Below are 14,318 nucleotides of genomic sequence, written 5' to 3' on the forward strand. Positions count from 1 at the left end.
AAGTTTTGATAAGCACTGTATTTCCTCACAAGTTCCTCAAATTCTTTTTCTAACTTCAAGATAAAGATGCTCAACTGGTCAAGCAAAAGAGATAGACATCTGTTAAAAGTAGTTGAGAAATTTGGAGTTTGGAATTGCTTAGGAGGTACAGACCATGAGTACCATTATTCAACCTCAAAGAGAATTTGATTTTTTTGATTTATGGGATAGTTTTTGTAGCTGGATTACTAGCACAGAAAGTCGAATTTACATCGGCTGGTTTGGTGTGTTGATGATTCCCAGCTTGCTAGTTGCCACCACCTGTTTTATTTTGGCTTTTATTGCCGCTCCCAGCGTAGATATGGATGGTATCCGTGAGCCAATCATGGGTTCACTGATGGATGGTAATAACTTAATTACAGCCGCAGTTGTGCCGACCTCCGCTGCTATTGGTTTGCACTTTTATCCGATTTGGGAAGCTGCATCAATTGATGAATGGCTCTACAATGGTGGGCCATATCAGTTGATTGTGCTGCATTTTCTGATTGGTATTTGGTGCTTCTTAGGGCGACTTTGGGAATTGAGCTATCGTTTGGGAATGCGCCCCTGGATAGCAATTGCCTATTCGGCACCAGTCATCGCCGCAACTTCGGTTTTGCTAGTTTATCCCATTGGTCAAGGTAGTTTTGCTGATGGTTTGCCTTTGGGAATCGCTGGGACTTTCCACTTTATGTTGGCTTTCCAAGGGGATCACAATATCCTTATGCACCCGTTCCATATGTTGGGTGTAGCAGGTATATTTGGCGGCGCACTGTTGAGTTCTTTGCATGGTTCTTTGGTGACTTCAACGCTAGTTCGGAATACCAATGAAAATGAATCAATTAATGCCGGATATAAGCTGGGTCAGCCGAAAGTTACCTACAATTACTTGGCAGGACATTATGGCTTCTTGAGACGTTTATTGATTCCTACCTTTGCTAGCAAAAATCATCGTGCTTTTCATTTATTATTAGCAGCATTGCCAACGGTAGGTATTTGGTTTGCAGCGATGGGTGTATGTTCGATGGCATTTAATATTAATGGCTTGAACTTTAATCATTCCATCTTAGATAGTCAGGGTGAAGTAATTAGAACCAATGCTGATATACTAAACCGTGCCAATCTTGGTATAAGTGCAATGCACGCTCCTAATGTTCATCATTTTCCTTTAGTTTTGTCTAGTAGTCAACCTGTTCCAGTTAGTTAAGGATTGCATCTATGCATTTTTATAGTTGTTTATAACCTACCTGTAATTCTGGGATTAGTTAATATTACGGGTAGGTTTTTTGCCTGAAAAGTTATGTAAAGCATCAGATTCCAGATGATTTATAACATAGAGAATTTTCTCTTTGAGTGTTATCTGAGCCAGAGAGATTAAGGAGGAATATTAACAAGTATTTTGAAAAGCTCGGAGAAACTCTGGGAAAATATTGATCTGATAACACGAATTAATTAAGGAGGGAACTATCATGCAAAAAGAATATATGGAGATTTTAGAAGCATTAATTGATAAATTGACATTATCTACAATCTTAGAAATGTTAGAGCGAATATGTCACAAAAAAGCTGAAAATCTGAGAAATCATTGGCAAGATGAGGCTTCAGCAAAGCTTTGGGAGAAAGCTGCTAGACAGATAGAACAGATAAATATTGATGTTTGACTAAACAATAAAGCCCGCTAAATAAAAGGGATTGGCGAAGTTACCGCAGACTTAAAACGGGATATTCTCAAAATTACCGTTGTCAACCGTTACCAAAATGCACCACCAGTACACCCGTAGGGGCACGGCAGCCGTGCCCCTACACCTCGTGATGCAATGTTGTACCGCATCTGAATGGGAACCGCCATAGCACTGATTCATAATTTTGGACTGAAACGAGTTGCGATCGCTTTTAGTGTTGCTCATGATTCCCACAACATTGTGGCAGTGGGTGCATAGTGATCAGGAACTCTGTGCAATTGTCAATGCCGTAATTAGCATTCAAGGAGGTATTATTGAGGAGCTTACCCACTACACCAAGTGTCATAAATTTCCTTTGCTTCTGGATATTCATCGCAGTATTCTTCAAGGGCTGTTTTCACGATTTTCTCTGCTCGTTGATGTGCTATCTCGGCTTGTAATTCTTCGATCGCGTCCCAAACAGCAGCACATTCTTCTGAGCGGATGCCTTTTTGATCGCAAACGGCACGAGCTTTTTTAATTTCGTCCTGAAGCTGTTGTTCTAGCAGGATAGTATGGGGTTGCTCAAGAAAGTTACTATTAGCGAGAATGTCAGCCAGAGAAATGATACCTAATAGTTTGCCCTGAATAACAGGCGCTCTCTGCAAATTATGGTCAGCAAATAATCGTGCTACGTATTCTAAGCCCAGGTCAGGATTGACGACAATACAAGGCTTGGTCATGACTTCATAAACACGCACTTTATAAGGATCTTTACCATAAGCAATTACTTTATAGACAATATCCTTTTCGGTAATCATGCCGTAGACATCCTGTTCATAGCGACGATCTACAACCAGCGCTTTCCAATCCATTGCCCTTAATAGTCTGACTGCTTCAGCCACCGTTGCTGAACTGCGAATCGTAGCAACATCTTTAGTCATAATGTCAGATGCTTTCAACATAATGCTCTCCAAATGTTTAATGAAGCTGATGTAATAGGGCTTTAATAACTTTAATAATTTTCAAGTTGAGAACTGATTGCCTCAAATATTTAGCATGTATATTAATATTTTGAATAAGATTTTATATTGAAACGCTCAATGAGTCGAATGTGTTTGATTTACTACACTCGATAAATTACCAAATCAACTTTTATCCGAAATTTAATTAACAGCTAAAAAAGTGTTGTTTCTAGCTGCTCTTGTGATTGATTAGCCCGATTTTGCAGCCGCATCCATTGAAAAGCAGTAATGTTTAATAATAAACCTACAAAGAATAAAAAGACCATCAAAGCTATTTGATACCAGAGAAGTGGCTGAACAAATAAATCTAAAATCACATGTAGTAAGTTCATGATGCTGTAAAAGACAGTTAAGCCAAAATGAATAATTCGATAACGCTTTGAATCAGTAAAAGCGGTGGCAATCATTGCTATCATTGGTAGTGCAAAAAACCCTAACATCAACCACATAATTCCAGAAATATCATTGATGGTTGTGGCTGGTTGAGATTCGACGACAGGTAAACCGTGAAAAAGCGGTATTAAATTTAGTTGTGTATGAAACAGTGTTCCAAGTAGAAAGACTGTCCACAGAGTAATGATTCTTTGCCGATAATAAACTGCCATAATTGCTTCTAAAATTCTTTTGCAATTGCCTCACTTTCAACTTAGACAAAGAATTTGAGTAACTTGTGAAGATAAACAAAATTGATAACTCTACGTCCTTCTAAGTGTGGTTTTTCTCTCACCAAGGCGGCGAGAAGCCCACTTCTTCTCTACGAGACGCTGGGCGAACAAGGGGTGGGAGGGTAGCCGCCCCGCCGCCGTTAACTGTTGACTGATGACTGTTAACCGTCATCAGTATGCACGTGTTATCCCACCCCTAAAAAGGGATGGGATGAGCTTAACGCAACGCCTCTAATATCATTCGAATTTGATCGCTATTTGTTTGGATTGCCGTACTCTCAGTAATTTTTGTCACACAAGCAGGTTGGAGTTTATTACTGCTAGCAGCATAATACCTAAGTTAGAGCCTCACAACTTCCTCAGATTTTTGGCTTAATCTCAACATATAGCCGAAACAGGGTTTAAAAGTGAGGCAGAGGACAGTATTAGTTATGCCTCCTCTCCTCTGCCTCCTTCCTTTGTTGTTGAGGTGTGATGACCATGCAAAAACGACTTGGTATTCTTACTAGTGGTGGCGACTGTCCTGGACTCAATGCTGTAATTCGGGCAGTTGTAAACCACGCCACTCTAACCTATGACTGGCAGGTAGTGGGTATTCCTTATGCGACTAGAGGGCTTTTAGAGAGAAAGGCGATTCCTCTGAGCATACATGGTCTAGACCTACGTGGTATTGACCCCTTGTTGAATATGGGAGGCACTATTCTGGGTAGCATCAACAAAGGGGATACTCTAGCTCATGTTGACGAGATTGTTGCTGGTTATCATGCTTTAGAACTAGATGCCTTGATTGGTATTGGTGGAGATGGCAGTTTAGCAATTCTCAACCAACTACAAAGCAAAGGAAATTGGCAGTTCGTTGCCATTCCAAAAACAATTGATAATGATGTATGCAAAACAGAAAGAGTAGTTGGGTTTGATACTGCGGTCAACACGATTGTAGATGCCCTAAATCGTTTGACATTTACAGCTGCTAGTCACGATCGCGTGATGATTGTCGAAGTCATGGGACGGAAAGCAGGTCACTTAGCACTACAATCTGGCATTGCAGGCGGTGCAGATGTGATTTTGATTCCTGAAATTCCCTACACAATTAAAGGTGTGTGCGAACATTTGGCAGAATTACGCGATCGCTGGGGACGCAGATTTGCAATTGTAGTCGTGGCGGAAGGCGCTCAAATAGCAGCTGATTCATCTAGCCATCCATCCTGTGAGAAGCCATCCTGTGGTATGGGTCAATATATTGCTGATGAAATTCGCCGTTGCAGTAACGATCAAATTGATATTCGGGTTTCCGTTTTGGGACACATCCAACGAGGTGGTATTCCTTCAGCTTTAGACCGTTTGATAGCAACCGCTTTTGGTAAAGCTGCTGTGGATTTATTAGCTGATGGGCAATCTGCACAGATGGTAGCTTGGCAAAATGGACAAGTTGTAGCAGTTCCTTTAGAGGCAGTCTTGGCTTGTAGTCCATGTCTTGTAGATCCCAATAATTTCTTAGTGCAAACGGCGCGATCGCTCAGTACTTATATTGGCAACCTTACTCCAGCGATCGTCAAAACACAATTTAATGTCACTTTGTAAAAAACCAAGTTCAAAATTGTCTGACACTGAAATTAGCAAGGGTTTTACATCCATATAAATAGCCATCTCAAAGTTAATGGAATAATTGATGTAGAGTATACATGGACTAATTTCCAGTTTTACTTTCTTCAAAACTGTAGTCTACATTTTGATAATTTTCTAAATGTAGTTTAGTTTAATAGATTGGTAACTTGATTCCAATTAAGAATCTTACAGATGTTATCAACTAAATCTAGGGGTAGACAAGGCTTAGTAATTACTCCTGCCACTCCTAAATCCCTCAACTGCTGTTTTTCCTCAGGTTGAGCTTTAGCCGTCAGCATAATAGTAGGAATGTCACAAGTTGCAACAGTTGCCTGTAGTTGCTTAAAAGTAGTTGGCCCATCCATCTCAGGCATCATTACATCTAGTAAAATGGCATCAGGATGCTCAGATTCTGCAATTTCTATTCCCTCTCTACCTGAAGATGCTGTTAGTATATCCCAGCCAGCCACTGACTCTAACGAGATTTGAATAATTTCCCGCACACTATCTTCATCATCTATAACTAATAATCGCTTTGTCATATTCAATACTCCTCCTTGAGCTACACATTTATCAATCAAAACCCTAGTATTTATTAGCCAACTTTATTTTGATTGTGACTTCAAGTAAGATGACAGAAAAATTTTATTAACACCCTGACAACAAGATATTAACCAATAATTGTGAAGATTCTGTGAGTAGGCAAAAGTTTAAAAAATACAATCTAACATGCAAAAAAATATCTCACAGATCAATATTACTTCTAATTTGCTAATTAGTAACAGGAAGTTAATCAAGATGAGGATTTTTCACTGAAAATGAATTGATTTAGGCATTATGTTAGATATTTATTACAGATTTTTTGGGTAGCACTACAATTGTATCAAAATTAACAATATAGCTTGGTGAAGATGATAACTATTTTCAATTGCCACTATTTTACATAATCTATTGGTTGTGATAAAGGATTAAACTTCTTCACAAAATCCTCACAAACTTTCTATAAAATTAGTATAAGCAAATATAAATTAGAAAGTTTTTAGAGTTAGTTTTTATTGGAAATACTAGTCCCTCAGATTGAAGAAACAGGCGAATATGACCTAGAAGCATTATTTATTAGATTAGGCTACGAAATTGATGCGGTCGCAGTGAATAAGTTGTTGAATATTCGTGCAAGAGGTCTAATGAATTGAGTGCATCATAAAATTAATTACGTAGCCTGCTTTTACCGGAGGAGAGTATTACGTAGACGCGTTGGCGAAGCCTCTCGTAGAGAAGCAGCTTGCCGCAGGCTATTACGAATTACGAATTTGTTTAGGATAATTGCAGTGAAAACACATCAAGAACTTGAACTAGAAAATATAGCTCTACGTAATCGGATACAAGTATTAGAAGAGACTTTTAGAGCTATCAGAATGGGTGAGGTAGATGCTTTAGTTCTATCTAGCGCTCAAGAAGAACGAATTTTCACTTTGCAAGATGCTGATTATCCTTACCGTGCTTTTTTGCAGCAGATGCATGAAGGCGCTGTGACTATAAATAATCATGGAACAATTCTTTACTGTAATCACGCTTTAGCGGTAATGCTCAAAAAGCCACTAGAAAAAGTAATCGGCTCTAACTTTGAGGATTACATAGCGCCACAAGAACAACAGGTATTTCAAGCATTATTTCAACAAGCAAAACAGGAATTTTGTCGAGGTGAGGTTTACTTAATTACTGAGGATGAAACTCAGATACCTGTTTATTTGTCTTTTAGGGCATTGCAAATTGACGATGTAGTAGTTACTTGCATAGTAGTAACCGACTTAACCGAGCAAAAACGTAATGCAGAAATTGTGGCGGCTGAAAGACTAGCAAATTCTATTCTGGAACAAGCAGCCGAAGCAATCATTGTATGTGACCAAAACTGGCAAATTATTCGCTCCAATCAAGCAGCACAGCAACTGTGTGGTAAGAATCCATTATTTCAAAAATTTGATTTGTCGTTTCCACTACTATGTAACTATTGTAGTAGCTATCAAAAAATAGAAGAGTGTTTGTTTATTGATAAATTAGCAAATTGCCAGCAAAAACAAGAAGTATTTTCACTATCTAGCTTGCTGCAAGGTCAATGTTTTCAAGGTGTAGAAGTATTCTTGAACCGCGAAGATGGTAGAGAATTTAATTTATTGTTGAGTGCTACTCCATTATTAAATTTAGACAAGCAAATTATTGGTGCTGTAGTGACGCTGACGAATATTACAGAGCGCAAACAGACAGAAGAAAAAATAGCAGAGATGATAATCCGCGAACAAGCTGCTTGTGCAGAAGCGGAAGCAAGCAAAAATCGTTTATTTAATATATTAGAGAGTATTAGTGATGCTTTTATAGCTATCGATGCTAATTGGTGCTATACATACGTTAATCAAAAAGCAGCAGAAATTTTTGGCAGAGAACCAAAAGATTTAATTGGTAAAAATATTTGCCAAGAATGTACCGAAGAATTTCGTCAGCATTCTTATGAAGCTTATTTACAGGCTTTCACTGAGCAAAATTTTATTCAGCTAGAAGAATATTATCCATCGAGCGATCGCTGGTTTGAAAATCGCATTTATCCTTCTTTGGAAGGCGTATCAGTTTTCTTAAAAGAAATAACCAAAGAAAAACAGACTGAGATTGCTTTGCAAGAAAGTGAGGAACATTTAAGGTTAGCTTTAGAAGCTTCTCAGATGGGAACTTGGGATTGGAATCTTTTGACTAACCATCTCAAATGGTCAAGTCGCCAAGAGCAATTATTTGGTATAACTCCGGGTACGTTTGTAGGTAAATATGAAGCTTTTCTCGCCTGCCTCCACCCTGAGGATAGAAAAGCAGTGAATCGAAAAGTAATGGATGCCAAAGACAATAAATCTGAGTATTATGTAGAATACAGAGTAATTTGGACTGACGGTAGCATTCACTGGATTGCGGCTAAAGGAAAATGTATCTATGACGACGAAGGTACAGCAATACGAATGCTTGGTACTTGTTTGGATATAACCCAACGCAAGGAAGTAGAAGTAATTTTACAACAATCAAAGGCAGAGTTAGAAATAAGAGTTGCCAAGCGCACTGCTGAATTATCTCAAGCAAATGCACACTTGCATAGATTCATCAATATTTTGACATTAACGATTAATCAACAGATAAAAATTAAAGCTCAACTACGTGAAGCAGAACGCCGTTGGCGCAGCTTATTAGAAAATGTGCAGTTGTTAGTTATCGGACTGGATAATACAGGTAAAGTTGAATACGTTAATCCTTTCTTTTTAGAATTGAGTGGGTATACCCAGGAAGAAGTTTTAGGTAAAGAGTGGATTGCCAATTTTATCCCGCAGTATCAGCAAGATAATATACAAAAGGTTTTTGTAGAAACGTTAGAGCAAGAATTACATTCTCACTACCAGAACCAAATTATTACTAAATATAGAGAAGAACGCGTTATTGCCTGGAACAATACGCTACTGCAAGATTCACAAGGCGCAATAGTAGGTACTATGAGCATTGGTGAAGATATCACTCAACGCTACGCATTAGAAAAAATCAAGAATGAGTTTATCTCAGTTGTTAGTCACGAATTACGTACCCCCATGACTTCAATCCAAGGAGGTTTAAGCTTATTGAAAACTGGTTTGGTAAAACTTGATTCTGACCAGGGTAAGCGCATCATTCAAATTGTGTCAGACAGTTCTGAACGCTTAGTTAGACTAGTAAATGACATTTTAGATTTAGAAAGATTACAATCTGGAAAAATTAGTTTGAATAAGCAAAAAGTTAATACTGCTGACTTATTAATAGAAGCTACAGAAATAATGCAATTAATGGCTAATAATGCTGGCATCAATTTATCAGTGTTATCTCAAGCTATTGAATTAACAGTTGACAAGGATCGGATTATTCAGGTACTAACCAATTTGCTGAGTAATGCGATTAAATTTTCACCTCAAGGGTCTACTGTATTAATATCAGTAGAAGAAATCAAAGCAAAAGATGGTCAAACTTCGGATGTGTTGTTTAAGGTACGAGACGAAGGTAGAGGAATTCCTCCTAACAAATTAGAATCTATTTTTGAGCGATTTCATCAAGTGGATGCTTCCGATTCTCGCAAACAAGGTGGAACAGGTTTAGGTCTAGCTATTTGTCGCAATATAATAGAGCAACACAACGGGCAAATCTGGGTTGAAAGTAAAATAGGATCAGGTAGTATTTTTTACTTAAAACTACCTTTATAAGATAAAACGCTAAAACCCCAAATGAAATCAAATTTTCTAAATCATGTAGCTTGCTTATTGCCGGAAGCGAGAATTACGAATTAGCTACACCCTCACAAGTTCCTCAAATAATCGTCCTATAACCATAAGTATGAGACGAATATAACCCTCATGATTAGCTTGATAAAAGGAAATTTTCCATGCCAGAAGCACTAGTTAATCAACAAACTACTCATCAATTTTCCCAAGACAAAGCCTTGGTATTACCTTTAAACCAAGTTGGAATTGCAGATATACCTTTAGTAGGTGGCAAGAATGCTTCTTTGGGAGAAATGATTCAGCAGCTTGTACCCAAAGGCATCAAGATTCCCACAGGTTTTGCTACTACAGCTTACGCTTATCATTATTTTATCTCTTCAGCAGGTTTGGAACCTAAATTACGGCAATTGTTTGCAGATTTAAATATAGAAGATGTAAACAATCTCCATTCTGTTGGAAAGCAAGTACGGGCTTTAATGCTGCAAACTCCATTTCCACTAGAATTACAACAAGCAATTACCCAAGCTTATCAAGACCTTGAAGAACAATATGGCATTAATACCGATGTCGCAGTCCGTTCTAGTGCCACAGCAGAAGATTTACCTGATGCTAGCTTTGCCGGACAGCAAGAAACCTACCTGAATGTCCACGGCTTGCAAGGTGTACTAGAAGCTTGTCACAAGTGCTTTGCCTCAATTTATACTGACCGTGCTATTTTCTACCGTGAACTTAAAGGGTTTGACCACTTTAGTATAGCCCTCTCGGTAGGTGTACAAAAAATGGTGCGTTCTGACCTAGCAACATCTGGGGTGATGTTCTCAATTGATACTGAGACAGGTTCTCATGATGTAGCACTAATTACTGCCGCTTATGGTTTGGGAGAAAATGTAGTACAGGGAGCAGTCAATCCTGATGAGTATTTAGTATTTAAACCGACCCTAAAGCAGGGATATCGTCCAATTTTAGAAAAACGCTTGGGTACAAAAGAAATCAAGATGATCTACGATACTGGTGGATCGAAATTGACTAAAAATATTTCTGTTGCGCCGTGCGATCGCCTAAAATATGCCCTTACTGATGAAGAAATTTTACAATTAGCCCAAGCTTGCTGCCTCATTGAAGAACATTACTCACAAGTCCGTGGTGTCTACACACCAATGGATATTGAGTGGGCTAAAGACGGGATTACCAATGAACTTTTTATCGTGCAGGCGCGTCCCGAAACAGTACAGTCTCAGAAATCAAAAAATGTTCTCCGCACTTATCAATTACAACAAAAAGGTGAAGTGTTGAGTACAGGGCGGAGTGTGGGTGAGATGATTGGCCAAGGTAAAGCCAGAGTGATTCTGGATGTGCATCAAATTAACCAGTTTCAACCTGGAGAAGTGCTAGTCACAAATCGCACTGATCCCGACTGGGAACCAATTATGAAACGCGCTAGTGCAATTATCACTAACCAAGGTGGACGTACTTGCCATAGTGCAATTATTGCTAGAGAAATAGGTATTCCGGCAATAGTTGGTTGTGGTAATGCCACCGCCGTATTGAAAACAGGACAAGAAATTACCGTTTCTTGTGCAGAAGGTGAAACTGGGAAGGTTTACCAAGGTTTATTGCCATATCAAGTCAAAGAATTAGCATTGGAAAATTTGCCCCAGACTCGTACCAAAATTATGATGAATGTGGGCAATCCAGAAGAAGCATTGAGTTATGCTGCTATCCCTAATGATGGAGTAGGATTAGCGCGAATGGAATTTATTATTGCTAATCATATTAAGACACATCCACTAGCATTAATTCACTTTCATGAATTAGAAGATCAGTTGGCTAAATTCAAGATTGCCGAATTAACTGCGCAATACGAAGATAAAGCCACGTACTTTATCGATAAACTAGCTCAAGGTATTGGCACGATCGCAGCTGCTTTTTATCCCAAACCTGTGATTGTGCGCCTATCAGACTTCAAGAGTAACGAATATGCTAATCTTTTGGGTGGCCAGCAGTTTGAACCCCAAGAAGAAAACCCGATGCTGGGGTGGCGTGGTGCTTCTCGCTACTACGATGAACGCTACCGTGAAGGCTTCGCTTTAGAATGTCTAGCGATGAAAAATGTGCGCGATCGCATGGGTTTAACTAATGTAATTTTAATGGTGCCATTTTGTCGCACTCCCGAAGAAGGTCAGCGCGTGCTATCAGAGATGGCGAAGCATGGTTTGGTGCGGGGAGAAAACAGTTTACAGGTTTATGTGATGTGCGAGTTACCGAGTAATGTGCAATTGGCCGATGAGTTTTGTGAAATCTTTGATGGGTTTTCAATTGGCTCAAATGACCTGACACAATTGACATTAGGGGTAGATAGAGATTCGGAATTAGTAGCGCATTTATTTGATGAACGCAATGAAGCTGTGAAGCGGATGATTGCCAAAGCCATAGCCACAGTTAAAAAGCACGGAAGCAAAATAGGGATTTGTGGACAAGCACCCAGCGACTATCCAGAATTTGCTAAATTTCTGGTTCAGCAAGGTATTGATTCTATCAGTCTTAATCCTGACTCCGTAATGAAAACTCTTTTAGAAATAGCAAGTACGGAAGAAGGTAGTTACAGTCAGATAATTGAATCATAGTTATCTCATGAGTCTGATTTTTTGATTGCTCTTTTTTGTGGCGTAATTATCCTAATTGCTTACTGTTTCAAGTTTGTTTCTGTTTATTCTCACTCGCTCGTAATCAAAAAGGGAATAATAATCCTGTCCTCCTCAAGGTGGATGAAATTTCGTCACATTTTTATAAGCTTAAGAAAATATCCTGTTTTATGGAATTTATTTGAATCATAAAGATTGTCATCAATAGATTGTGCAATTGGTAGAGTTTTTGAATATGACTGTGCCAAATATTGTTGTCACTTTCCTTGATTAGTTACGTTTATATAGCGGTTCCCATTCAGATGGGGTACAACATTACATCACGATGTGTAGGGCACGGCAGTGCCGTGCCCCTACGGGTGTACTCAGCTTCTATTTCGTCATTGCTTCGCCTATTTAGCTTTCTTATTTATAAGTAGTAAATAAATCTTACTCAAGCTTTTTAAGCTAAATGCAAGCACTTTTAGATAATCAAATATTTAGAGAGATATCGACGATAGGGTTGAGTTTTAGACATAACTTAATTCCTACCTACAACCCTATCTTAAAAAACTGGCTTATGCTGTTGAAAAAAATCTTACAGAAAGTTCGGTTATTTATTATAGTCACCACTGTGAGCGTTGGCAGCAGTAGTATATCTGTTGCTAGTCCAACAAAAACTTGGCAAGTAATAAACGTACAGGCAAAAAACACTTCATCACTCCATTACTTGACCACACCACCAATTTCTACAAACGAAAACAATTTTGTATTAACTCAAATACCATCACCAGTTAGGCCGACAATCCCTGAACCACCAAAAATACCAGCACCATTGCCAAACGAAAATTTATTGCAAACACCATCTCCCAGTTCACCTACGCCTCAAACTCCCCCCGAAATTCCAGAAAAGATTGTAATTGAGCGGTTGGAATTTATCGGCAATACTGCTTTTAGTAATGAAGAATTAGCTAAAGCAACTGAGAAATTTATAGGCAAGCCAATTACCTTTACAGAATTACTACAAGTAGAAGCAATTATCAGTCGATTGTATACCGACGCTGGTTATATTAATTCTGGTGCAGTAATTCCAGCCCAGCAACGTTTTTCCAAAGACCAAGCTGTTGTCAAAGTTCAAATTGTGGAAGGCGGCTTAGAAGACATTCAGGTGACGGGCACAAGTCGCTTGAACCCAGGATACATTAAAAGCCGGTTAGCGATCGCAGCCCGCAAACCTTTAAATCGCGATCGCTTGCTGCAAGCCATACAATTATTACAACTCGACCCTCTAATTCAAAATATTTCCGCCGAACTATCTGCGGGGACAAGTCCAGAGTTAAGCCTTCTGAAAGTGACCGTCAAGGAGGCTGATTCTTTAGAGGGAGAATTTTTTGTTGATAATGGTCGCGCCCCCAGTGTAGGTAGCATTCGCCGGGGATTGCGATTGAGTGAAGGAAATTTACTCGGTTTCGGGGATAAACTCAGAGCGACTTACAGTAATACTGATGGCAGTAATTCATACGATATTAGCTACACAGTCCCCATTAATCCCCAGAATGGTACAGTGCAATTAACATATGGTGCAAGCAACACTCAGGTAGTTGAACCACCTTTTGACCGCCTCGATATCCTGGGTAATTCTGAATCTTTTGAACTAACCCTACGTCAGCCTTTATTGCAAACCCCCAGACAAGAATTTGCTATAGGTTTGACTTTTTCGCAACAACAAAGCAAAACATCTCTGTTGGGATTAGATTTTCCCATTTCCCCAGGTGCTGATGATAATGGCAGAACTCGCATTTCTGCATTGCGATTTTTTCAAGAATGGACGAGTCGCAATTCCACAGAAGTATTTGCCTTACGTTCACAATTCAATCTAGGGATAGGTGCGTTTAACGCCACAATTAATGATGAGCCGCCAGACAGTCGTTTTTTTTATTGGCGGGGACAAGGACAGTATGTCAGACTTCTGGCTCCAGAGACATTGTTAGTGCTGCGCTCAGATTTACAATTGACAACACGCCAACTTGTACCTTTAGAACAATTTGCGATCGGAGGCTTAGGGAGTGTCCGGGGTTATCGCCAAGATTTACTACTAACTGACAACGGCGCTTTCTTATCTGCTGAGGTGCAATTACCAATTTTACGAGTACCGGAAGTCCAGGGAATTTTACACCTGACTCCATTTGTTGACTTTGGCATTGGTTGGAATAGTTCCGCAAACTCTGAGCTAAATTCTAATACCTTGCTATCAACAGGGTTAGGCTTGCAGTGGCAAATGTCAGACTGGTTAAATATGCGCCTTGACTGGGGATTACCATTGATTGATGTTGATGGAAGTAACAATTCATTACAAGAAAATGGACTGTCTTTTTCTGTCAATGTTAAGTCGTTTTAATCAAGTTATTTTAATCACAAAAAAAATTGTTGAGAGACGTTATCAAGGTAAGGA

The 14,318-nt window shown here is 39.1% G+C and carries 11 protein-coding genes; 8 read left to right on the forward strand and 3 right to left on the reverse strand.

The window, feature by feature from the left end; translation table 11 throughout:
• Positions 1-154 precede the first annotated feature (154 nt).
• The 3 genes from H6G92_RS10900 to H6G92_RS39335 all read left to right on the forward strand — a co-directional run bounded on the left by H6G92_RS10900 (position 155) and on the right by H6G92_RS39335 (position 1,958).
• Entirely contained in the window at positions 155-1,225 is a 1,071-nt protein-coding gene (locus H6G92_RS10900) for a Photosystem Q(B) protein 1 (RefSeq protein WP_190893692.1), read from the forward strand.
• Positions 1,226-1,487: 262 nt separating this feature from the next.
• The gene (locus H6G92_RS10905; RefSeq protein WP_190893694.1) at positions 1,488-1,679 is read left to right on the forward strand and encodes a hypothetical protein; all 192 of its coding nucleotides are present in this window, start codon (positions 1,488-1,490) and stop codon (positions 1,677-1,679) included.
• A gap of 174 nt (positions 1,680-1,853) precedes the next feature.
• Positions 1,854-1,958 carry an adenine deaminase C-terminal domain-containing protein gene (locus H6G92_RS39335; RefSeq protein ID WP_242059091.1) on the forward strand — a complete coding sequence of 35 codons (105 nt, stop codon included), beginning with the start codon at positions 1,854-1,856 and terminating at the stop codon, positions 1,956-1,958.
• A gap of 65 nt (positions 1,959-2,023) precedes the next feature.
• On the opposite strand, the gene H6G92_RS10915 is transcribed toward H6G92_RS39335, so the two are convergent.
• The gene (locus H6G92_RS10915) at positions 2,024-2,644 is read right to left on the reverse strand and encodes a CBS domain-containing protein (protein ID WP_190893696.1); all 621 of its coding nucleotides are present in this window, start codon (positions 2,642-2,644) and stop codon (positions 2,024-2,026) included.
• Between the two features lie 212 nt (positions 2,645-2,856).
• Positions 2,857-3,309 carry a hypothetical protein gene (locus tag H6G92_RS10920; protein WP_190893698.1) on the reverse strand — a complete coding sequence of 151 codons (453 nt, stop codon included), beginning with the start codon at positions 3,307-3,309 and terminating at the stop codon, positions 2,857-2,859.
• Positions 3,310-3,849: 540 nt separating this feature from the next.
• Here H6G92_RS10920 and H6G92_RS10925 point away from each other — a divergent pair.
• Entirely contained in the window at positions 3,850-4,950 is a 1,101-nt protein-coding gene (locus H6G92_RS10925; protein ID WP_190893700.1) for an ATP-dependent 6-phosphofructokinase, read from the forward strand.
• Between the two features lie 170 nt (positions 4,951-5,120).
• Here H6G92_RS10925 and H6G92_RS10930 read toward each other — a convergent pair whose 3' ends face one another.
• On the reverse strand, positions 5,121-5,516 hold the full coding sequence (locus tag H6G92_RS10930) for a response regulator (protein WP_190893702.1): 396 nt from the start codon (positions 5,514-5,516) through the stop codon (positions 5,121-5,123).
• A 513-nt stretch (positions 5,517-6,029) separates the two neighbouring features.
• Here H6G92_RS10930 and H6G92_RS10935 point away from each other — a divergent pair.
• The 4 genes from H6G92_RS10935 (at position 6,030) to H6G92_RS10950 (ending at position 14,264) form a co-directional block, all read left to right on the forward strand.
• The gene (locus H6G92_RS10935) at positions 6,030-6,167 is read left to right on the forward strand and encodes a hypothetical protein (RefSeq protein ID WP_190893822.1); all 138 of its coding nucleotides are present in this window, start codon (positions 6,030-6,032) and stop codon (positions 6,165-6,167) included.
• 135 nt (positions 6,168-6,302) lie between these two features.
• Positions 6,303-9,227, forward strand: coding sequence for a PAS domain S-box protein (locus H6G92_RS10940; protein ID WP_190893704.1), 2,925 nt, complete (start codon positions 6,303-6,305; stop codon positions 9,225-9,227).
• A 179-nt stretch (positions 9,228-9,406) separates the two neighbouring features.
• Positions 9,407-11,869, forward strand: a complete 2,463-nt coding sequence (gene ppsA, locus H6G92_RS10945; RefSeq protein ID WP_190893706.1) for a phosphoenolpyruvate synthase — start codon at positions 9,407-9,409, stop codon at positions 11,867-11,869.
• Between the two features lie 577 nt (positions 11,870-12,446).
• Positions 12,447-14,264: a ShlB/FhaC/HecB family hemolysin secretion/activation protein gene (locus H6G92_RS10950; protein ID WP_190893708.1), complete on the forward strand. Its 1,818-nt coding sequence runs from the start codon at positions 12,447-12,449 to the stop codon at positions 14,262-14,264.
• The last annotated feature ends 54 nt before the right edge of the window (positions 14,265-14,318 follow it).

Origin of the sequence: Nostoc foliaceum FACHB-393, from assembly GCF_014698505.1 — a bacterium.
GTDB lineage: Bacteria > Cyanobacteriota > Cyanobacteriia > Cyanobacteriales > Nostocaceae > Nostoc > Nostoc foliaceum_A.

What these genes read in the sequence shown, in the direction of transcription:
- H6G92_RS10930 (WP_190893702.1), bottom strand. Translation starts at nt 5,516, where the DNA reads ATGACAAAGCGATTATTAGTTATAGATGATGAAGATAGTGTGCGGGAA.
- H6G92_RS10950 (WP_190893708.1), top strand. Translation starts at nt 12,447, where the DNA reads ATGCTGTTGAAAAAAATCTTACAGAAAGTTCGGTTATTTATTATAGTC.
- H6G92_RS10900 (WP_190893692.1), top strand. Translation starts at nt 155, where the DNA reads ATGAGTACCATTATTCAACCTCAAAGAGAATTTGATTTTTTTGATTTA.
- ppsA (WP_190893706.1), top strand. Translation starts at nt 9,407, where the DNA reads ATGCCAGAAGCACTAGTTAATCAACAAACTACTCATCAATTTTCCCAA.
- H6G92_RS10915 (WP_190893696.1), bottom strand. Translation starts at nt 2,644, where the DNA reads ATGTTGAAAGCATCTGACATTATGACTAAAGATGTTGCTACGATTCGC.
- H6G92_RS39335 (WP_242059091.1), top strand. Translation starts at nt 1,854, where the DNA reads ATGGGAACCGCCATAGCACTGATTCATAATTTTGGACTGAAACGAGTT.
- H6G92_RS10925 (WP_190893700.1), top strand. Translation starts at nt 3,850, where the DNA reads ATGCAAAAACGACTTGGTATTCTTACTAGTGGTGGCGACTGTCCTGGA.
- H6G92_RS10905 (WP_190893694.1), top strand. Translation starts at nt 1,488, where the DNA reads ATGCAAAAAGAATATATGGAGATTTTAGAAGCATTAATTGATAAATTG.
- H6G92_RS10920 (WP_190893698.1), bottom strand. Translation starts at nt 3,309, where the DNA reads ATGGCAGTTTATTATCGGCAAAGAATCATTACTCTGTGGACAGTCTTT.